General features: G+C 70.8%; 22 protein-coding genes. 13 read left to right on the top strand and 9 right to left on the bottom strand.

All coding sequences use genetic code 11. The features are described from left to right. Nucleotides 1–30: 30 nt before the first annotated feature. Nucleotides 31–834, bottom strand: coding sequence for an acyl-CoA thioesterase II (locus LV457_RS19280; protein WP_232173153.1), 804 nt, complete (start codon nucleotides 832–834; stop codon nucleotides 31–33). Next, a complete protein-coding gene (locus tag LV457_RS19285; RefSeq protein ID WP_308192227.1) occupies nucleotides 831–2,051 on the bottom strand; it encodes a CoA transferase in 1,221 nt (406 codons plus the stop codon). The genes LV457_RS19280 and LV457_RS19285 overlap by 4 nt, the downstream gene beginning before the upstream one ends. 124 nt (nucleotides 2,052–2,175) lie before the next feature. Between LV457_RS19285 and LV457_RS19290 the strand changes: the two genes are divergently transcribed. The 7 genes from LV457_RS19290 to LV457_RS19320 all read left to right on the top strand — a co-directional run bounded on the left by LV457_RS19290 (nucleotide 2,176) and on the right by LV457_RS19320 (nucleotide 6,988). After that, a complete protein-coding gene (locus tag LV457_RS19290) occupies nucleotides 2,176–2,349 on the top strand; it encodes a hypothetical protein (RefSeq protein ID WP_232173154.1) in 174 nt (57 codons plus the stop codon). A gap of 118 nt (nucleotides 2,350–2,467) precedes the next feature. Then, a complete protein-coding gene (locus tag LV457_RS19295) occupies nucleotides 2,468–2,878 on the top strand; it encodes a phage holin family protein (RefSeq protein WP_232173155.1) in 411 nt (136 codons plus the stop codon). Beyond that, entirely contained in the window at nucleotides 2,865–3,164 is a 300-nt protein-coding gene (locus LV457_RS19300) for a DUF3618 domain-containing protein (protein WP_232173156.1), read from the top strand. Before LV457_RS19295 ends, LV457_RS19300 begins: the two co-directional genes overlap by 14 nt. 9 nt (nucleotides 3,165–3,173) lie before the next feature. Beyond that, nucleotides 3,174–4,760: a phospholipase D-like domain-containing protein gene (locus LV457_RS19305; protein WP_232173157.1), complete on the top strand. Its 1,587-nt coding sequence runs from the start codon at nucleotides 3,174–3,176 to the stop codon at nucleotides 4,758–4,760. Between the two features lie 240 nt (nucleotides 4,761–5,000). Beyond that, on the top strand, nucleotides 5,001–6,005 hold the full coding sequence (locus LV457_RS19310) for an esterase family protein (protein WP_232173158.1): 1,005 nt from the start codon (nucleotides 5,001–5,003) through the stop codon (nucleotides 6,003–6,005). 118 nt (nucleotides 6,006–6,123) lie between these two features. Further along, nucleotides 6,124–6,411, top strand: coding sequence for a helix-turn-helix transcriptional regulator (locus LV457_RS19315; protein ID WP_232173159.1), 288 nt, complete (start codon nucleotides 6,124–6,126; stop codon nucleotides 6,409–6,411). After that, the gene (locus LV457_RS19320) at nucleotides 6,404–6,988 is read left to right on the top strand and encodes a hypothetical protein (protein WP_232173160.1); all 585 of its coding nucleotides are present in this window, start codon (nucleotides 6,404–6,406) and stop codon (nucleotides 6,986–6,988) included. Before LV457_RS19315 ends, LV457_RS19320 begins: the two co-directional genes overlap by 8 nt. On the opposite strand, the gene LV457_RS19325 is transcribed toward LV457_RS19320, so the two are convergent. Both LV457_RS19325 and treS read right to left on the bottom strand, forming a co-directional pair. Next, the gene (locus tag LV457_RS19325; RefSeq protein ID WP_232173161.1) at nucleotides 6,947–8,263 is read right to left on the bottom strand and encodes a maltokinase; all 1,317 of its coding nucleotides are present in this window, start codon (nucleotides 8,261–8,263) and stop codon (nucleotides 6,947–6,949) included. The genes LV457_RS19320 and LV457_RS19325 overlap by 42 nt on opposite strands. Beyond that, on the bottom strand, nucleotides 8,260–10,038 hold the full coding sequence (gene treS / locus LV457_RS19330; protein ID WP_232173162.1) for a maltose alpha-D-glucosyltransferase: 1,779 nt from the start codon (nucleotides 10,036–10,038) through the stop codon (nucleotides 8,260–8,262). The genes LV457_RS19325 and treS overlap by 4 nt, the downstream gene beginning before the upstream one ends. Nucleotides 10,039–10,193: 155 nt before the next feature. Here treS and LV457_RS19335 point away from each other — a divergent pair, with 155 nt between their 5' ends. Further along, nucleotides 10,194–11,168, top strand: coding sequence for a YihY/virulence factor BrkB family protein (locus LV457_RS19335; RefSeq protein ID WP_232173163.1), 975 nt, complete (start codon nucleotides 10,194–10,196; stop codon nucleotides 11,166–11,168). Nucleotides 11,169–11,177: 9 nt separating this feature from the next. Then, the gene (locus tag LV457_RS19340) at nucleotides 11,178–11,969 is read left to right on the top strand and encodes a HugZ family protein (RefSeq protein ID WP_232173164.1); all 792 of its coding nucleotides are present in this window, start codon (nucleotides 11,178–11,180) and stop codon (nucleotides 11,967–11,969) included. 7 nt (nucleotides 11,970–11,976) lie between these two features. Here the strand turns inward: LV457_RS19340 and LV457_RS19345 are convergent, their stop codons facing one another. Then, nucleotides 11,977–12,405, bottom strand: a complete 429-nt coding sequence (locus LV457_RS19345; protein WP_232173165.1) for an SRPBCC family protein — start codon at nucleotides 12,403–12,405, stop codon at nucleotides 11,977–11,979. A gap of 424 nt (nucleotides 12,406–12,829) precedes the next feature. Here LV457_RS19345 and LV457_RS19350 point away from each other — a divergent pair, with 424 nt between their 5' ends. Further along, the gene (locus LV457_RS19350; RefSeq protein WP_232173166.1) at nucleotides 12,830–13,621 is read left to right on the top strand and encodes a SigB/SigF/SigG family RNA polymerase sigma factor; all 792 of its coding nucleotides are present in this window, start codon (nucleotides 12,830–12,832) and stop codon (nucleotides 13,619–13,621) included. A gap of 142 nt (nucleotides 13,622–13,763) precedes the next feature. Next, nucleotides 13,764–14,192, top strand: a complete 429-nt coding sequence (locus LV457_RS19355; protein ID WP_232173167.1) for a TIGR03668 family PPOX class F420-dependent oxidoreductase — start codon at nucleotides 13,764–13,766, stop codon at nucleotides 14,190–14,192. 7 nt (nucleotides 14,193–14,199) lie between these two features. Here LV457_RS19355 and LV457_RS19360 read toward each other — a convergent pair whose 3' ends face one another. Further along, nucleotides 14,200–15,261: a S1C family serine protease gene (locus tag LV457_RS19360; RefSeq protein ID WP_232173168.1), complete on the bottom strand. Its 1,062-nt coding sequence runs from the start codon at nucleotides 15,259–15,261 to the stop codon at nucleotides 14,200–14,202. A 94-nt stretch (nucleotides 15,262–15,355) separates the two neighbouring features. After that, complete coding sequence (locus tag LV457_RS19365) at nucleotides 15,356–16,078, bottom strand: L,D-transpeptidase (protein ID WP_308192228.1); 723 nt, start codon at nucleotides 16,076–16,078, stop codon at nucleotides 15,356–15,358. Between the two features lie 225 nt (nucleotides 16,079–16,303). On the opposite strand from LV457_RS19365, the gene LV457_RS19370 reads away from it, so the two are divergent. Next, nucleotides 16,304–17,038, top strand: a complete 735-nt coding sequence (locus LV457_RS19370; protein WP_232173169.1) for a TetR/AcrR family transcriptional regulator — start codon at nucleotides 16,304–16,306, stop codon at nucleotides 17,036–17,038. Between the two features lie 3 nt (nucleotides 17,039–17,041). Here the strand turns inward: LV457_RS19370 and LV457_RS19375 are convergent, their stop codons facing one another. After that, nucleotides 17,042–18,085: a TIGR03857 family LLM class F420-dependent oxidoreductase gene (locus LV457_RS19375; RefSeq protein WP_232173170.1), complete on the bottom strand. Its 1,044-nt coding sequence runs from the start codon at nucleotides 18,083–18,085 to the stop codon at nucleotides 17,042–17,044. 36 nt (nucleotides 18,086–18,121) lie between these two features. On the opposite strand from LV457_RS19375, the gene LV457_RS19380 reads away from it, so the two are divergent. Beyond that, a complete protein-coding gene (locus LV457_RS19380) occupies nucleotides 18,122–18,685 on the top strand; it encodes a hypothetical protein (protein ID WP_232173171.1) in 564 nt (187 codons plus the stop codon). Nucleotides 18,686–18,698: 13 nt separating this feature from the next. Here LV457_RS19380 and LV457_RS19385 read toward each other — a convergent pair. Continuing rightward, on the bottom strand, nucleotides 18,699–18,809 hold a 111-nt coding region (locus LV457_RS19385; RefSeq protein WP_232170416.1), incomplete at its 5' end, for a hypothetical protein.

The raw sequence follows: 18,809 nt of genomic DNA on the forward strand, positions 1-18,809 counted from the left end.
GCGTGCTTCCTTTCGCGTTCATCTTTCGCTTCATTCTCGGGACGCCACCAGACCTTCTTGCACGAGGGTCGCGGTGACGGTCCCGTCGGCGCCGACGAGGGCGGCGGTCATGACGCCGCGGCCCTGGCTCGCCGCCGGCGACGTCGCGTCGAGCAGGTTCCAGCGGTCGGCGTGGACGCGCCGGTGGAACCAGATCGCCGCGTCGGTGGTGGCCGTGCGATGCGTGCGGGCAGCCATCGAGTGGCCGTGCACCCGCAGCACCGGGTCGATGCCGTAGATGTCGGTGACGAACGCGACGAGGCAGGCGTGCAGCAGCGGATCGTCGGGCAGCGGTGCCGTGACCCGCCACCACAGCGCGCGGCGGAAAGCCCCACCCGCACCGGTGTCGGCGATACGGATGTCGACCTCGTCGGACGGCATCGACGGCGCGGGCCCCGGCGGCCCGGTGCGCGGCAGCGCATCGGGATCGGTGCCGAGCTCGCGGTGGCCGTGTTCGACGCCCGGCAGCGGCGCGGCGAACGACGCCGTCGTGGCGGTGAGCAACCGGCCGGCCTGATAGGCGCCGACCCGCCGGGTCGCGGCGGTGCGCCCGTCGTACACCTCGTCGACGACATAGTCGACGGGTTCGCCGGCGTCGCCGCCGCGCAGGAACTGCACGTGCATGCTGGTCGGCCGCTTGGCCGGATCCACCGTCCGGCCCGCCACCGCCAGCGACTGCGCCGCGAGCTGACCGCCGTAGGCCCGCTTGCCCGCCGGGCCGTAGGCGGGTCCGGTCCAGGAGCCGCCGCCGCCCGGGATGACGTCGAGCAGCGACCGCAGCACCCCCGCCGTCACGCTTCGGCCGCCACCGTGCCCGCCGCGAGCAGTCCGTCGACGTCGGCCGCGGGCAACGCCAGCCAGTCGCGCAGCACGCTCACGGTGTCGTCGCCGAGCGCGGGGGCGGGCTGCGGCGCGGCGTACTCACCGGCCACCGACATCGGCAACCCTGCTGCCAGATGCTCGCCGACGCGGGGCTGCGCCAGCCTGCGGAACATCGGGTTGCCGGTGACCCGTTCGTCGGCCGCGGCCTCGGCGAAGGTGCGGTAGCGCTCCCAGAGCACCGAGGTCGACGACAGCGCATCACCGATCTCGTCGCTGGTGTGACCGCTGAACCACACGGTGAACAACCCGGTGAGCGCGTCGCGGTGGCGGTAGCGCTGCCCCTCGTCGGTGAAGTCGGCCCACAACGACTCCTGCAGCGCCGCAACGGCTTTCGCGGTTCCGGTGACGTCGGTGAGATCACGGAAGTGCCGGCCGATCAGCGCCACCACCATGAAGTACACGCCGTCGCTGCTGGTGAACGTCTGCCCGTACTGCCCGTAGATGCTGTTGCCGATCCGCGGCCGCTGCGTCCCGGCGATCATCGGCTCGGTGAGGAAGCCGAGGGTGCTGGCGGTGGCGAGCGCGACGTTCTCCAGCGGCAGCCGCAGCTGGGCGCCCTCGCCGGTGGCGTCGCGGTGCCGCACGGCGGCTGCCACCCCGAGCGCCGCGTAGAGCCCGCAGGACACATCCCACGCCGGCAGCACCGAGTTCACCGGCGAGCGCAGGTCGGCCGGGCCGGTCACCAGCGGAAAGCCCGTACCGGCGTTGACGGTGTAGTCGACGCCGGTGGAGCCGTCGGCCCGGCCGGTGACCTCCAGGTGGATCAGGTCCGGCCGCCGCGCCGAGAGCTCGGCGTAGGAATGCCACGGGCGCCCCGCCACGTTCGTGATCAGCACTCCCGCCGCGACGATGAGGCGCTGCACCAGCTGCTGCCCCGCGGGCGAGCGCAGGTCCGCGGCCACCGAGCGCTTGCCCTTGTTGAGCCCGGCCCAGTAGATGCTCGCGCCGCCGTCGGCCAGCGGCCAGCGGCGGTAGTCGGCGGCGCCGCCGATCGGGTCGACGCGCACCACCTCGGCGCCCAGCTGGGCGAGCGTCATGCCGGCCAGCGGCACCGCCACGAAGCTGGACATCTCGACGACGCGCACCCCGGCGAGCGGGCGCGTCACGCTCCGGGCGGACGAATCGGACACGGTTGATTGATACCAGCTCGCCCCACGGACGGGCGCGGTCGGCGAAGCTGGACGGGTGCGCAACGCCGGGGGTTAAGCGCCGCGACGGCGGGGGTAGTCCTGGCGCGAACAGAAAGGTGGGCAGATGAGCGATCCCCACGGCGAGAAGTCCGAATCAGACGTCAACCAGGACAACAAGGTCGCCGGTTCGCGCGACGGGAAGTCCGACGGCGGCGGCGAATACGTCGGCCGGACCTTCGAGGACGAGTCGTTCGACGACGAGCAGAGCGGCGCCGAGGCCCGCAGCAACGACAGCTGAGCGCCACCGCCGGGTCGGCGCTGCGGCGGCTGACCCGGCGATGTTTCGCCCGTCGGCGCTTCGGGCACTGCGACTACATGAGCGACTGGAGTCGACCTGTGCGGGAAGGTTGCCGGAGATGAGTATCGAGCCGAAGCCGACGTCCGAGGCGTCGGTAGGTGAGCTGCTGAGCCAGCTCTCGGAGCAGACGTCGCGGCTGGTGCGCGACGAGATGCGGTTGGCGCAAAAGGAATTCACGGAGTCGGCGAAGCACGCCGGTGTCGGCGCCGGGCTGCTGAGCGCGGCCGGGTTGCTGTCGCTGTTCGGGCTGGCGACGCTGATCGCCGCCGCGGTGGCGGGGTTGTCGGAAGTGGTGCCGGTGTGGGCGGCCGCGTTGATCGTCGCGGCGGTCCTGTTCATCATCGCCGGCATCGCCGGGCTGTTCAGCAAGAAGGAGGTCGAGCAGGCCTCCCCCACGCCGGAACGCACGGTGGCAAGCGTCAAGCAGGACATCAAAGAGGTACAGGAGGCGCGACATGACCGGACCTGACGGCGCACACTCCGAGCCGGGTCCCGACGCCGACGTCGACGCGATCCAGGCCGACATCGAGAACACCCGCGCCGAGCTCGGCCAGACCGTCGAGGCGCTCAGCGCCAAATTGGACGTCAAGGGCCAGGCGCAGGCGAAGGTCGACGAGAAGAAGCAGCAGGTCGCCGACAAGGCGCAGGCGGTCTCGCATCGGGCCAAGCAGCAGCCGGCGGTCCCGGCGGCCGCGGTCGTCGCCGTCGCCGCCCTCGTCATCGGGTTGGTGGTCTACCGCCGTCGTCGCCGCTGACCCGCCGCGATGGCGGCGCCCGAGGTCACCGACTGGTTCCTGACCGGCGAGGAGCGCGGCAACCCGGCGTCGGACATCCCGGCGTGGCGTACGGGCAATCGCGTCGAGCCGCTGGTGCACGGCGCCACCTATTTCGATCGGCTGGTCGACGAGGTCGAGGCCTGCGCGCCCGGCGACTGCGTCTTCTTCACGGACTGGCGGGGCGATCCCGACGAACGCCTGCGCCCCGACGGGCCGACCATCCGTGAGCTGTTCAGCGGCGCCGCGGCGCGCGGGGTCGTCGTCAAGGGCCTGGTGTGGCGATCGCATCTCGACACGTTCGCCTACAGCGAGCAGGAGAACCAGCACCTCGGCGAGGCCATCGAGGCGGCCGGCGGCGAGGTGCTGCTCGATCAGCGGGTGAAGTTCGGCGGCTCGCATCACCAGAAGCTCGTCGTGATCCGCCACCCGAGCGCGCCCGAACGCGACGTGGCCTTCGTCGGCGGGATCGACCTGTGCCACAGCCGCCGCGACGACGCCACGCACCAGGGGGATCCGCAGGCTGTGCAGATGTCGCCGCACTACGGCGACACCCCGCCGTGGCACGACGTCCAGCTCGCGGTGCGGGGGCCGGTGGTCGGCGCGCTCGATCTGACGTTCCGTGAGCGGTGGGAGGACCCGGCGTCGCTGGACCTCAACTCCCCGATCGCCTGGCTGCAGGACAAGATCCGCGGCGCCGACCTGGTGCCCGATCCGCTGCCGCCGCAGCCTCCCGACCCGCCGGAGTGCGGACCGCACGCCGTCCAGCCGCTGCGCACCTATCCCGACACCCGGCGCAAGGTCAGCTTCGCACCCGACGGCGAGCGCAGCATCGCCCGCGGCTACACCAAGGCGGTGCGACGGGCGCGCCGGCTCATCTATCTCGAAGACCAGTACCTGTGGTCCACCGACGTCGCGAAGCTGTTCGCGGCCGCGCTGCGCGAACACCCGCAGCTGCACCTGATCGCGGTGGTGCCGCGGTATCCCGACGTCGACGGCAAGCTGTCGCTGCCGCCCAACCAGGTCGGCCGCCAGCAGGCGATCGAGGTGTGCCGGCGCGCCGACCCGGGCCGCGTGCACATCTTCGACGTCGAGAATCATTCCGGCACACCGGTGTACGTGCACGCAAAGGTCTGCGTCATCGACGACGTGTGGGCGTCGGTCGGCAGCGACAATTTCAACCGCCGATCCTGGACCCACGACAGCGAGCTCTCGTGTGCCGTGCTCGACAACACCCGCGACGCCCGGCCGCCCGCCGACCCGGCCGGGCTCGGTGACGGCGCTCGGGTGTTCGCCCGCGAGCTGCGGCTGCATCTCATGCGCGAGCACCTCGACGCCGACTCCGACGACGGGCTGATCGACCCGGCCGACGCGGTGGAGGCCGTCACCGCGTCGGCCGCGGCGCTCGACGAGTGGTACCGCGCCGGCCGCAGCGGACCGCGGCCGCCCGGCCGGCTGCGGCCCCACAAGCCGGAGTCGCTGCGCCGCTTCACCCGGCTGTGGGCCACGCCGGTCTACCGGATGTTCTACGACCCCGACGGCCGTCCCGTCCGCATGCGCCTCACCAACCGCTGGTAAGCCCTCGCCTCGGTTCCGCGAGCGTGCGTGTCTGTACGGCGGCGCGCCGCAAAGTGCGTGCACTCCGCGCACGCTCGCGGGCAGTGATCGCCGATACGGCGGCGTCGCCCAACCGTTGTCGAACCGCGATCAGACATGCGCACGCACACCCCTGGAGTCACATCTGCCCCATGCTTCACTTCTGGTGCAGTGGTACCGACCGCCTGGTGCGGCTCACGAGACGCGACAGAGGAGACAACCGTGACTATCGGTGGCAAGTTACGACGTTCGGCAAAGGCGCGGATTAGGCGGCTGGCGGTTGCCGCGGTCGCAGCGGCCGCGATCCCGGGCCTGATCGGTTTCGCGGGCCAAACCGCGACGGCCGGCGCCTTCTCGCGGCCCGGCCTGCCCGTCGAGTACCTGATGGTGCCGTCGCCGTCGATGGGACGCGAGATCAAGGTGCAGTTCCAGGGCGGCGGACCGCACGCGGTCTATCTGCTCGACGGCCTGCGCGCCCAGGACGACTTCAACGGCTGGGACATCAACACCCCGGCGTTCGAGTGGTTCTACGGCTCGGGGCTGTCGACGGTGATGCCCGTCGGCGGGCAGTCGAGCTTCTACACCGACTGGTACCAGCCGTCGCAGGGCAACGGTCAGACCTACACCTACAAGTGGGAGACCTTCCTCACCCAGGAGCTGCCCGCCTACCTGCAGGCCAACAAGGGCGTCGACCCGAACGGCAATGCGGCCGTGGGCCTTTCGATGGCAGGCGGCGCGGCGCTGACCCTCGCGACCTGGTACCCGCAGAAGTTCGTCTACGCCGCGTCGCTGTCGGGCTTCCTCAACCCGTCCGAGGGCTGGTGGCCGATGTTGATCGGGCTGGCGATGAACGACGCCGGCGGCTACAACGCCACCAGCATGTGGGGCCCGTCGAGCGACCCGGCCTGGCGGCGCAACGACCCGATGGTCAACATCCCGCGGCTCGTCGCCAACAACACCCGCATCTGGGTGTACTGCGGCACCGGCACCCCGTCGGAGCTCGACAGCGGCACGCCGGGCAACAACCTGATGGCCGCCCAGTTCCTCGAAGGGTTCACGCTGCGCACCAACGTGACCTTCAAGGACAACTACCTGGCCGCCGGCGGCCGCAACGGGGTGTTCAACTTCCCCGCCAACGGCACGCACAGCTGGGGTTACTGGGGCCAGCAACTGCAGGCCATGAAGCCCGACCTGCAGCGTGTGCTGGGGGCCGCGCCGACGGTCTGACGCCCACCACCACGAAGCTCCCGGTCGCCGCAGCGGCCGGGAGCTTCGTCGTGTCCCCGACACCCCCGTCAGGCAATCAAACTTGACAAGTCGTTATGTTTTTCCAACACTTGATTAGGTGAGTCCGGTCCGCCGGGGTGGCAGCCGCCCCATCTTCAACCGGATCGCCGTCCTGCGGGCGGAACGCCGGATGAGTCGCGCGCAGCTCGCCGCGCTCATCGACGTCAACCCGCAGACGGTCGGCGCACTGGAGCGCGGCGACCACTACCCCAGCCTCGACCTGGCGCTGCGCATCTGCGAGGTCTTCGACCTCCCGGTCGAGGCGGTGTTCTCGCGGACCGAATTCGCACCGCTGTCCACGGAGTACTACCGGCGACCGCCGCAAGGAGGCACCCCGCATGGCTGACCGTCGATCCGCCACCGTCATCGAGAGCTACCAGGACTACCGCACCCGGCGCTTCCTGCGGCAGGAGGCCGCCTGGTCGACGTGGCTGCCCAGCTGGCGGACGCGCCGGCGCCGCCGGACGCTGGTCGTCGCGCTCGGGCTGACCTTCGCCGTGATGCTCGCCGTCGGCGTGCTGACCGCCGCCGGCCTGCGCTGGGCGCCCCTGATCTGGCTGCCGGCCACCCTCGCCTTCGCCGCACTGTGGACCATGCTGCAGGTGGTGGTCTCCCGCCAGGCCGACGCCCCGGCGACCGCCCTCGACGAGTACGAGATGCAGCAGCGCAACAGCGCGCGGTCCATCGGGCTGACCGTGACGCAGTACCTGACGATGCTGCCCGTCGCCTACCTGATCGTCGGCGGGGTGATCACGCACGGCACCGACGAGAACATGGCCTACGCCGGCGGCCTGCTCGCGCTCACCACGCTGATGATCGGCGGCGCCACGCCGGCCGCGATCCTGGCGTGGACCCGCGACGACCCGGACCCCGACGGCGTGTCAGCCGACGAGCTTGGCGATGGACCGCAGCGGGATGCGTAGCCAGCTCGGCCGGTAGCGCGCCTCGTACGCCGCTTCGTAGACGGCCTTGTCCAGCTCGTAGGCCGCCAGCACGTCCGACGACTCGCGCGGATCGGCGTCGGCGCCGGCGGCGTACCCGTCGCAGAAGGATTCGCAGTTGCGCTGCACCCATTCCCGCGCCCGGGCGGCGAGCTGCCGTTCCTGCTCCGGCGGCTGGTCGACCAGCCGCTGATAGGCCGCGTACTCGTAGGAGCGCAGCACGCCCGCCACGTCGCGCAGCGGCGAGTCCGGCTTGCGGCGTTCGGCCAGGGGCTGTCCGGGCTCGCCCTCGAAGTCGATGAGCAACCACCGTTCGGGTGTGCGGAGCACCTGCCCGAGGTGCAGGTCGCCGTGCATGCGCTGGACGGTGATCTCCCGGCCGTCGAGCGCCCGGAACCGCTCCTCGAGCGCGGGCACGTACTCGGACAGCTCCGAGACGGTGGCCGCGGCGTTCGACAGCCGGTTCAGCATGGCCTCGACCGGGAACGGCGCCGTCGAGGTCCCCAGCGACCGGGCGAGCTCGGCGTGCACGGAGGCCACCGCCTCGCCCAGCCGGTAGGACTCGGCGGCGAAGTCGCCGCCCACCTCGTCGGCGTACAGGTCGCCCTCGGCGAACAGGTCGCGGGCGCTGGCGGTCGCCATGTCCCAGCCCTCGGCACTGTTGGTGGCGTAGGCGGTCACCATGCCCAGCGACGCAGGCTCGCCGTCGACCGTCAACTCATAGGACCCGTAGAGCTTGGCCACGTGCGGGTTTCCGGCGCGCCCCAGCACCCGGTTCAGCTCGATGTCCGGATTGACGCCGACCGTGACGCGGCGGAACACTTTGAGGATCGCGCGCTCCTCGAAGATGACGCTGGTGTTGCTCTGCTCGGCGCTGGCCACCCACGGCATCGCCTCGAGCGGCAGCTCGACGCCCGGCTCCTTGGTGAACGTCAGATCGCCGATGCTGCCGGAGGAATCGATCAGCGACAGCAGAAAGGTCGCCGCGGCCGGGTCGTAGAGGGCGTCGTAGCCGGTGCGGTTCCCGTCGGTCCCGATGGTGGCGACGGTGCTGTACTCCTCGACGGGCGCGGTGTCCCACCGCACCAGCACCTGGTAGCGCTCGACGGTGCCGTCGACATACGCGGCGTCGACGAGATACAGGTCGAGGTCGTCGCGCAGCGGTACGACGGTGGCGGGCTCGGCCGACGTCAACGTGCGGGTGCGGCCCGCATACCACCGTTGCTGCGGAAGCCATTCGGCGAAGGGCAGGCTCATGCCGGCACCTCCTCCGACGGATCCAACCGGAACCAGTAGAAACCGTGCCCGGGGAGCGTCAGCAGGTACGGCAGCTGTCCGATGCGTGGGAAGTCGACGTGGCCGGTGAGCTCCACCGGCGTGTAGCCGCTCCAGTGCTGCAGGTTCAGCTCGATGGGCTGCGGGAAGCGCGACAGGTTGTTGACGCAGAGCACCACGTCGTTGCCCGCTTCGCGGAGGTAGGCCAGCACCGACGGGTTGGACCCGCCCAACTCCCGGAAGTCGCCGATCGCAAAGGCGTCGTGCCGGCGCCGGACCGCGAGCATGGTGCGCGTCCAGTTCAGCAGCGAGTTCGAGATGTCGCGCTGCGCTTCGACGTTCACCGCCTGGTAGCCGTAGATGGCGTCCTGGTTGGGCGGCAGGTAGAGCCGACCCGGGGTGGCGGTGGAGAACCCGGCGTTGCGGTCTGGCGTCCACTGCATCGGGGTGCGCACGCCGTCGCGGTCGCCCAGCCAGATGATGTCGCCCATCCCGATCTCGTCGCCGTAGTACAGCACCGGCGATCCGGGGAGGCTGAGCAGCAGCGCGGTGAACAGCTCGATCTGGTTGCGGTCGTTCTCCAGCAGCGGCGCGAGCCGCCGCCGGATGCCGACGTTCGCCTTCATCCGCGGATCCTTGGCGTACTCGGCGTACATGTAGTCGCGCTCTTCGTCGGTGACCATCTCCAGCGTCAGCTCGTCGTGGTTGCGCAGGAAGATCCCCCACTGCGCCATCTCCGGGATGTTGGGGGTGTTGGCGAGGATCTCTGAGATCGGGAACCGGGATTCGCGGCGGACGGCCATGAAGATGCGCGGCATCAGCGGGAAGTGGAAGGCCATGTGGCATTCGTCGCCGCCGGTGTCGGGGTCGCCGAAGTACTCGACGACGTCGGCCGGCCACTGGTTGGCCTCGGCCAACAACACGCGGCCGGGATACTCGTCGTCGATCACCTTGCGGCAGTGCTTGAGGAACGCATGCGTCTCGGGCAGGTTCTCGCAGTTGGTGCCCTCGCGCTCGAACAGGTAGGGCACCGCGTCGAGCCGGAAGCCGTCGATGCCGAGGTCCAGCCAGAAGCGCAGCACGTCGATCATCGCTTCCTGAACCGCGGGGTTGTCGTAGTTCAGGTCGGGCTGATGGCTGAAGAACCGGTGCCAGTAGAACTGCTTGCGCACCGGGTCGAAGGTCCAGTTGGACTCCTCGGTGTCGACGAAGATGATCCGCGCGTCGGAGTACTTCTGGCTGGTGTCACTCCACACGTAGTAGTCGCCGTAAGGGCCGTCGGGGTTGCGGCGCGACTCCTGGAACCACTCGTGCGAATCCGAGGTGTGGTTCATGACGAGGTCGGTGATGACGCGGATGCCGCGCCGGTGGGCCGCGTCGAGCAGCGCGACGAAGTCCTCGACGGTGCCGAATTCGGGCAGCACCCGATAGAAGTCGCGGATGTCGTAGCCGCCGTCGCGCAGCGGTGAGTCGTAGAACGGCGGCAGCCACAGGCAGTCGACACCGAGCCACTTGAGGTAGTCCAGCCGGTCGATCAGGCCGCGCAGATCCCCCGACCCGTCGGAGTTCGAGTCGTAGAACGCGCGGACCAGCACCTCGTAGAAAACGGCACGCTTGTACCAGGTGCGGTCGGTGGGCAGGATGCGCGCATGCCCGAAGTCGTCGGCCGTCGGGTGTTCGACGACCCCGTCCTCGACATGGCTGCCCGCTGCGGGATCGTGCTCGGCGGGTGCGTCACGGTCTCTCGTCGGGTCCATCAGGATCAAACTACCCACTCGCCACGAGCTGAACCGAGTGGCGCGGTGCGGCATCGCGTTTCCGCTGTCCGGCACGGCGATTACCGCTGGTGCGCGTCGGGTATCACCTGCTCGAACATCGAGTCGGGCACACACAAGGTCGGGCGGAGTGCGGCATGGTCGGGTGGCTTGATCGGCTCCAACGCCGCTCCCGCGCGGCCGGGTTCGTCATCGCGGTCGTCTACAAGTACGCCGACGACCAGGGTTACTACCTTGCGGCGCTCATCGCCTACTACGCATTCCTGTCCCTGTTCCCGCTGCTGCTCCTGCTGACGACCGTGCTCGGACTGGTGCTCGCGGACCGGCCCGACCTGCAGGAGGCCATCCTGGACTCGGCGCTGGCGCAGTTCCCGGTCATCGGCAGCCAGCTCGGTCAGCCCCGCCAGCTCAGCGGCGGGGCCTCCGGCGTCGCGATCGGCATCGCGCTGGCGCTCTACGGCGGCCTGGGCGCCGGACAGGCCACACAGAACGCGATGGCGACCGTGTGGGCGGTGCCGCGCAGCTCCCGGCCCGACCCCATCCGGTCACGGCTGCGCAGCCTGCTGCTGCTGCTGGTGCTCGGTTCGGCGCTGCTCGGCACGACCCTGCTCGCCGCGGTGGGACGGGCCTCGTCGGCGGTGGCGCCGGCCAAGGTGGGGCTGATCGCGGCGGCGCTGCTGATCAACACCGCGGTCTGCGCGGTGGCGTTCCGGGTGGCGACGCCGCGCCGGCTCGCGTTCCGGGAGATCCTGCCCGGCGCCGTGTGCGCGGCGCTGGTGTGGCAGCTGCTGCAGTGGTTCGGCGCCGTCTACGTCGGCAACGTGGTGCGCGGCGCCTCGGTCACCAACAGCATCTTCGCGCTCGTGCTGGGCCTGCTGGCCTTTTTGTACCTGGTGGCGGTGTCCCTGGTGCTGACCGCGGAGCTCAACGCCGTTCGCGTGAACCGGCTGTATCCGCGGGCGCTGCTCACACCGTTCACCGACGACGTCGATCTCACCGCCGGCGACCGCCGCACCTACGCCGGGCTCGCGAAAGCGCAGCAGGCCAAGGGTTTCGAACGGGTGAAGGTGTCGTTCGAGAAGGGCGACGGGCCGGCGGCGCCGGAGCGGTAAGGTGCGGCGATGCCACGCGACCACGGCGATCCGGGCGATGCGCCCACCATGGCACCGCCGCTGACCGACGTCGCGGACCCGTCCCGGCCCTCGGCTGCCGAGGAGGCCCGCACCATCGCCGCCGCCACCAACGCCGCGACCCTGGCGAGCCTGACCGGCGCCGGTGATCCGTGGGCGTCGTTCGTCACCTACGGGCTGCTGGGCGGTGCTCCGGTGCTGTGTGTGTCGCAGCTGGCCGAACACGGCCGCAACCTCGCCGCCGATCCGCGCGCCAGCCTCGCGATCGTGGCGGCCGGCGCCTCGACCGATCCGCTGGCGAACCCGCGCATCACGCTGGCCGGGGTGGTCGAGCAGCCGGCGGGTGACGAGCTGGCGGCGGCCCGCGCCGCGCACGTCGCGGCCGTACCCGCCGCGCGGTACTACGTCGACTACAGCGACTTCACGGTCTGGGTGCTCCGGGTGCAGCGGGTCCGCTGGGTCGGCGGTTACGGCCGCATGGAATCGGCCACCGCAGAGCAGTATTCGGCCGCCGAACCCGACCCGGTGCGGCCGCACGCGGCGCCGGCGGTGGCCCACCTGAACGACGACCACGCCGGTGCGCTGCTGGCGATTGCGCAGCGGCTGGGCGGCTATCCCGACGCCACCGCGGCGGTGTGCGAGGGCGCGGACCGGTACGGCCTCGACCTGCGGGTCACCACACCGCGCGGCCCCGCGTACACCCGCGCCGGCTACGGCCGCGCGCTGTCGTCGATCGACGAATTGCGTTCGGCCGCGGTGGAACTCACCCGACGCGCCCGCTGAGCGGCGGTCAGCGCAGCGCCGCCAGGTTCCGCACCGACTTCCGGACGTCGGATTCGAGGACGCGGGCGGTCAGGTCACCGATCTTCGTGTTGAGCAGGCCACCGGAGAAGTCGGCCAGCAGGTGGAACTCTGTCCCCGGATCCCGCTCGGCGATCAACATGGTCAGCGTGATGCGAACGCCGCCGCGGCCGTGACCCGTCATCGCGATGGCGGTGGGCACCTCGAAACGCGTGACCTCCCAATGGATCACGTTGCGGAAGCCCTTGACCTTGATGAGCGACGACACACGGGTGCCCTCTTCGATCTGCGCCGGCAGCGGGCTGCGCCAGCCGCCGAAGATCGTCATCCACTCGTCGAACCGCTCCAGGTCCGAGGCCATCGCCCAAGCCTCCATCGGGCGCAGATCGGACGTGACGGTGACATCGACCCGGGCCATCGGCGGATTATGCCTCGACGTCCGGGGCGTCGGCGCCGACCACCTCGCGCTCGTGTGCGGTGCGGCGTGCCGGTCCGTCGTCGTCGAGCTCGGATGTCTCCTTCGATTCGGGCATGTCGCGCTTGGTACCCGCTGGGTTGCAGGCGTAATCGGCAGGACGGCTGTGATCTGGGGAGGGAGCTGCATGAACCGGCCGCACCGGCTAGAGTGAGGGCAGCTTCCGAGCTCCGCACCGGACCGGGCCGAATGAGCACCTCTTCGCGCCGGTCACCAGGGTAAGCAGATTCCCGCCACAGCCGCTGCGGGGTGCGAGCTGTCCATCCGCGAGTGAAGCCGTCCGCTCGACTCCTGCTTAGCCGCGTGCGTTCACAGCGCTCGGGGCACAGCTAGTCGACCCGTCACCGGGTCGGGTGAGGTTGGCCGCATGACCACGATGATGACTCCGCCGCGAGCGCGGCGCTCCGGGGAGTACGCCGACGTCCCGGACATGTTCCGCGAGCTCGAGCGCCTGGCGCCGGATTCGCCGCAGTACCGACGGCAGCGTGACCGCATCACCGAGCGGTGCCTGCCGCTCGCCGAACACATCGCGCGCCGGTTCGACGGCCGCGGCGAACCGCACGAGGACCTGCTGCAGGTGGCCCGGCTGGGTCTGGTGAACGCCGTCAACCGCTATGACGTCGGCAACGGCTCTGACTTCCTGTCCTTTGCGGTGCCGACCATCATGGGTGAGGTCCGCCGCCACTTCCGCGACTTCGGCTGGTCGCTGTCCGTGCCGCGCCGGTTGAAGGAACTGCACCTGCGGATCGGGGTGACGACCGCCGAGATGTCGCAGCGGCTGGGCCGGGCGCCGACACCGTCCGAACTCGCCGCCGAACTCGAGCTGCCGCGCGAGCAGGTGATCGAAGGGCTCGTCGCGGGCACCTCGTACAACGCGTCGTCGATCTTCAACAACGGTGGCGATGACGACGACATGCCCGGCATCGCCGACCGCATCGGCGGACCGGATGTCCGGCTCGACCACGTCGAGAACCGGCAGGCGCTGCTGCCGCTGCTCGAATCGCTGCCCGAGCGGGAACGTCGGATCCTGGTGCTGCGCTTCTTCGAACAGCAGACGCAGTCGCAGATCGCCGCCCAGATCGGGGTGTCCCAGATGCACGTCTCCCGGCTACTGGCGCGGGCGCTGTCCCGGCTGCGCGACCGCATGGAAGTGCGTTAGAGCAGCTTCTGCTCGATCACGGTCTGCAGGCGCGGTCGGCGCCAGCCGCGGCTCACGCGCTCGACGCGCACGCCGATCTCGCCGCCGATCTCCAAGAAGCCGATCTGATTGCGGTCCGCGTGTCGCTCGTACTGTCGAAACCATGGATGCACCGGCGTCGACCGACGATCCCGCGGCCGCCTTCGGTGCGGCGCCCGTCGCGCGGCTGGCAACCTGCGGCGCCGACGCCCCGCACCTGGTGCCGGTGGTGTTCGCCCTGCAGCGCAGCGACGCCGGCGACGTCGTCTACACCGCCGTCGACGCCAAACCCAAGACGACACCGCGGCTGCGGCGGCTGCGGAACATCGAGCGCAACCCGCACGTCAGCCTGTTGGTCGACGAATACCACGACGACTGGTCGGCGCTGTGGTGGGTGCGCGCCGACGGCACCGCCGCCATCCACGCCGCCGGATCGGGGCTGGCGGCGGGCTATGCCGCCCTGCGGGCGAAGTATCCGCAATACCGAACGGTCTCGCTGACCGGTCCGGTGATCGCGGTGAGCGTGACGCGCTGGACGTCCTGGCGGGGTTGAACCGGCCTCAGCCGACCGGCCCGGCGACCAGCACCACGTCGCCGCTGCGCGCCGCGCCGCTCGGGTCGATCCAGCCGACGGTCACGCGGTCGCCCGGGACGTGCCGGTCGATCAGCGTGGCCAGCGTCGTCGGGTTGTCGACCGGCTGGTTGTCGAAGGAGACGATCACGTCGCCGCCGCGCAGCCCCAGCGCCGCCGCGGGCGTGTCCGGGAGGACGTCGCGCACCAGCACGCCGGGCACGTTGACGTCGTCGAGGCCGGTGCCGGCGATGCCGAGGAACGGCGTGGGCCCGATGTGGACCGTGTCGGACGGAACCCCGGCGCGGATCTGGTTCGCGATGCCCAGCGCCTGGCTGATCGGGATCGCGAATCCCGTTCCGCGCCGGCCCACCTCGAAGTTGGCGTTGCCGGCGGCGTTGACGCCGATGACCTGCCCGGCGGCGTTCACCAGCGGACCGCCCGAGTCGCCGGGCCGCAGGTCGGCGTCGATCTCGATGAGCCCGGTCAGCTCGCGGGCGTATCCGCTGAGCTCGGAGAACGCGGTGACGGTCTGGTTGAGCGCGTCGACGGTGCCCGGCGCGGCGGCCACCGTGCCGTCGACGCCGTCGGAGTTGCCGATCGCCACGATCGGATCGCCCGGGGCGACCGCGCCCGAGTCACCGATGGCCGCCGGCCGCAGCCCGTCGGCACCGATCAGCCGCACCAGCGCGATGTCGCGGCTGCGGTCGTAGCCGAGCACCTGCACGCCGAAGCGGCGGCCGGTGCCGTTCTCCACGGCACTGACATCGGTGGCGCCCTCCACGACGTGGTTGTTGGTGAGCACCTCCCCGCCGCTGCTCAGCACGATCCCGGTGCCGGTGCCCGCCGCCTCCTGGTAGCGCAGGTTGGTGCTGATGTCGACGGTGCTGGGTGCCACGGCGGCCACCAGCGCGTCGACATCCGGTGGAGCGCCCGGCGAGCCGATCGGCGCAGCGGCGGCGCTCGGCGCCAGGAAGCCCGCGCAGAGCCCCAGGACGGCGACGAAAATCGCCGGCCAGCGGGCCGGACGGGGGCGCGGCGATGCGGTCATGTTCGCAACTCTCCGATGTCGGGGTCGCCGGCGGAACCGGCGGACCTGCGGGACGAATTATCCCGGGCAGTGGCGTGACACACCAGTGGCCCGGTCAGGCGCGGACGATGATCGGGTCGCCGATGTTCACCATGTCGTAGTACCAGGCCGCGTTGTCCGGGCTCAGGTTGATGCAGCCGTGGCTCACGTTGGCCGAACCCTGCGATCCGACCGACCACGGCGCCGAGTGCACGTACACCCCACCCCACGTCACCCGCACCGCGTCCTGCACCGTCAGCTTGTAGCCGTTGGGGGAGTTCAGCGGGATACCGATGGTGCGGGAGTCCATCACCACGGACTTCTGCTTCTCCAGCGCGGTGAAGTTGCCGATCGGCGTGGCGAACCCGGGCTTGCCCATCGAGGCCGGCATCTCGCGCAGCACCTGGTCGTCGACGCTCACGGTGAAGGTGTGCGCCGACAGGTCCGCCACGCCGACCACCGCGGACCGGGTGGTGAAGTTCGTGGTGAGGCCGCCCACCGAATAGGTGACCGCGTGGTGCGCGGGCCACAACTGCTGCGGCGTCCAGCGCATCGTGCGGCTGTCGGGCCAGGTGACCTCGCCGGGGCCGGCCGCGGCCGGCAGGCGCAGCGACCGCTCCGCGGCGGGCCGGTCGGCGACCGGGGCGGCGTAGCGGACGGTGATGGGCTGCCCGACCCCCACCGACTCGCCCGCCGACGGCGACACCGACGCGATCGGCGCGACCGACGCCGGCGCCGCCGCCGCGGCGGTGGCCGTTCCCGCGCAGCTCATCGCCACGACGCTCAACAGCAACAGCACGGACCGAAGGATTCTCCCCACAGTGCGCCTCCCTCTCGTGACCGGCAGTCTAATGGTGGCGGACGACAGCAGGTGTTCCGCGGCGCCGTGGCGGACCGTCCGATCGCCGACCGGACCCCTCCCGTCCCCCTTACCGTGAGCGGCTCGACCCGTCGTCGCGGCGAGTAAAGTGCCTGGTCTCAGCAGCACGCGGGGCGACATGCGGCCGCGACGGACGGAGGCCCCATGGCGCAGCGACCCGCCCCGCAGCAAACCTCCCCACAGCAACCCACGGCCAAACGGCAACGCCGGCAGCGGGGCTCGATCAACCCCGACGACATCGTCGCCGGAGCGTTCGAGCTCGCGCAGACGACGTCGATCGACAACCTCAGCATGCCGGCGCTCGGCCGGCACCTGTCGGTGGGCGTCACCAGCATCTACTGGTACTTCCGCAGCAAGGACGACCTGCTCAACGCCATGGCCGACCGCGCGCTGCAGCAGGTGTCCATCGACGCGCCCCACGTCGCGGCCGCCGAGTGGCGGGAGTCGCTGCACGCCCACGCCCACGCGCTGCGCTCGACCTTCAAGAGCAACGCGATCCTCACCGACCTCGTGCTGATCCGCGGCGCGCTGAGCGCCAGCGGCCGGCGGCTCGGGGTCCGGTCCATCGAGGCGGCGGTGGCGGGGCTCGTCGAGGCGGGGCTGTCGCCCGAGGACGCCTACGACACCTACTCGGCGGTGTCGCTGCACGTCCGCGGCTCGGTGGTGCTCAGCCGGCTCGACGAGCGGGCCCGCACCCTGCACCGGCTCACCCGCTCTCCCGACGAACCGTCGCCGATCGATCCCGCCACCACACCGCTCGTCGCGGACCTCAGCCACCGCGGGCACCGGCTCGGTGTGGCCGACGACGCCAACTTCGAATACGGGCTGCAGTGCATCCTCGACCACGCCGCCCACCTGATCGCGCAGCGACGGGCCTGACGGTCAGTCGGCGGCCCGGTACGCCGCCACGACGGGCTCCAGTTCGGCCGGCGTGGCGCCGTGCATGATGACCGCGTCGGCGCCGTGGTCGAGTTCGGAGCGGACGCGGGCCGCGCACTGCTCCGGCGAGCCGGTCGCCGCGGGCGCCAACCATTCGTCGGGCAGCAGCGTGGCGATGTGCTCGACCTGCTCGGCAGTGGCCTTGGCGTCGATGCCGCCGGGGATCGACGCCACCACCGGATCCGCCCGGAACCGTTGCAGCACAGCCGGATCCCAGTCGTTGGTGCGCACCAGCAGGTCGCCGTAGCCCTGCAGGTAGGTGGCGAGCCTGGCGACGGTCTTCTTGAGCCGCAGCTCTTCGGGCAGGTGGTCGCCGACGGTGGCGAGACAGGACCACACCCGCACGTCGGCGGGATCGCGACCGGCCTGCTCGGCGGCGTCCTTGACGGTCTTGACGCACCGCACCACCGTCTCCGGGGTGAAATAGGTGTGCAGGATGACGTCGTCGAACTGCCGTCCGCCCAGCGCCAGGGTCTGCGGGCCGAACGCCACCACAGCCAGCCGGATGTCCTCGTCGAAGTCGGGGTCGAGGAACAGCAGGTCGTAGCGGCCGATGGGGCCGTCGTGGGCGACGATCACCTCGCCGTGCCACAGCCGCCGCATCACCTGCGCGAAGTCCTCCAGCTGCGCCGTCGTGACCGCGGGCACCCCGAACGCCCGGTACATCGCCGCGATTCCGCGGCCCAGGCCCAGCGTGAACCGGCCGCCCGACAGCCGGTGCATGGTGGTGGCCCACGACGCGGTGATCAGCGGATGGCGGGTGTTGTGGTTCGTCGCCGCCGTGGCGATCTGCATGCGCTCGCTCACCGCGCACGCCGCGCCCACCAGCGACGACGCCTCCTTGACGTTCCAGCGCTCGGAGATGAAGGCCGTGCCGAGGCCGAGCGCTTCGCCGTGGCGGGTCTGCGCCGGCAGCGCGGCGGGCCCGTCGCCGCCGGCGCCCGCCAACAGATAGAACCCCAGTTCGTCGAGCACACGGTCCGCCACGGCTTTCACCCTTCGTTGTGAGACGGTAGTGACCTTATGCAGACGCACGAGTACATCACCTACGAAGAGTTCGGCCGCCGGTTCTTCGAGGTCGCGGTCACCGAGGACCGCGTCGCCGCGGCGTTCGCCGAGATCGCCGGCGACTCGTTCGACATGGGGCCCATGGCCCAGGGACCCGGCAAGATCGCCAAGGTGACCGCCAAGGTCAAGATCGGCGATCCGAAGGTGCGACGCAACATCGGCACCGAGATCACCTTTGCGATCCGCATCCCGCTCACCATCGACATGACCATCGATCTGCGCCTCGACAAGCCCAAGTTCACCGTCCACGGCGAGATCTCGCTGCGCGCCGTCGCCAAGGCCGCCGAGCCGCTGCTGCTCATCATCGACGTGGACAAGCCGCGGCCGTCCGACATCGCCGTGCGGGTGACCTCGAAGTCGATGCGCGGCGAGGTGCTGCGCGTCCTGGCCGGTGTCGACGCCGAGATCCGCCGCTTCATCGCCGCGCACGTCGCCGGCGAGATCGACAGCCCGCAGTCACAGGCCGCGCAGGTGATCGACGTGGCGAAGGAGCTCGACGAGACCTGGACCGGCATCTGACCGCGGCCGCCGGCTACGGGTTGATGGTGTTCTCGCCGACCTGGCGGCCCCACACGTACTCGGTGAGGATCGGCTGACCCAGCTCGAAATGGTTGTACGGGGCGATCGACGCGCCGGTGTCCAT

It is taken from the genome of Mycobacterium sp. MYCO198283 (assembly GCF_021213805.1).
Lineage (GTDB): Bacteria > Actinomycetota > Actinomycetes > Mycobacteriales > Mycobacteriaceae > Mycobacterium.

Excerpts from the sequence above, each read along its gene's own strand:
- LV457_RS19335 (WP_232173163.1), top strand. The coding sequence starts at position 10,194 with ATGGTCGGGTGGCTTGATCGGCTCCAACGCCGCTCCCGCGCGGCCGGG.
- LV457_RS19355 (WP_232173167.1), top strand. The coding sequence starts at position 13,764 with ATGGATGCACCGGCGTCGACCGACGATCCCGCGGCCGCCTTCGGTGCG.
- LV457_RS19305 (WP_232173157.1), top strand. The coding sequence starts at position 3,174 with ATGGCGGCGCCCGAGGTCACCGACTGGTTCCTGACCGGCGAGGAGCGC.
- LV457_RS19295 (WP_232173155.1), top strand. The coding sequence starts at position 2,468 with ATGAGTATCGAGCCGAAGCCGACGTCCGAGGCGTCGGTAGGTGAGCTG.
- LV457_RS19320 (WP_232173160.1), top strand. The coding sequence starts at position 6,404 with ATGGCTGACCGTCGATCCGCCACCGTCATCGAGAGCTACCAGGACTAC.
- treS (WP_232173162.1), bottom strand. The coding sequence starts at position 10,038 with ATGGACCCGACGAGAGACCGTGACGCACCCGCCGAGCACGATCCCGCA.
- LV457_RS19325 (WP_232173161.1), bottom strand. The coding sequence starts at position 8,263 with ATGAGCCTGCCCTTCGCCGAATGGCTTCCGCAGCAACGGTGGTATGCG.
- LV457_RS19350 (WP_232173166.1), top strand. The coding sequence starts at position 12,830 with ATGACCACGATGATGACTCCGCCGCGAGCGCGGCGCTCCGGGGAGTAC.
- LV457_RS19370 (WP_232173169.1), top strand. The coding sequence starts at position 16,304 with ATGGCGCAGCGACCCGCCCCGCAGCAAACCTCCCCACAGCAACCCACG.
- LV457_RS19340 (WP_232173164.1), top strand. The coding sequence starts at position 11,178 with ATGCCACGCGACCACGGCGATCCGGGCGATGCGCCCACCATGGCACCG.
- LV457_RS19360 (WP_232173168.1), bottom strand. The coding sequence starts at position 15,261 with ATGACCGCATCGCCGCGCCCCCGTCCGGCCCGCTGGCCGGCGATTTTC.
- LV457_RS19345 (WP_232173165.1), bottom strand. The coding sequence starts at position 12,405 with ATGGCCCGGGTCGATGTCACCGTCACGTCCGATCTGCGCCCGATGGAG.
- LV457_RS19380 (WP_232173171.1), top strand. The coding sequence starts at position 18,122 with ATGCAGACGCACGAGTACATCACCTACGAAGAGTTCGGCCGCCGGTTC.
- LV457_RS19290 (WP_232173154.1), top strand. The coding sequence starts at position 2,176 with ATGAGCGATCCCCACGGCGAGAAGTCCGAATCAGACGTCAACCAGGAC.
- LV457_RS19300 (WP_232173156.1), top strand. The coding sequence starts at position 2,865 with ATGACCGGACCTGACGGCGCACACTCCGAGCCGGGTCCCGACGCCGAC.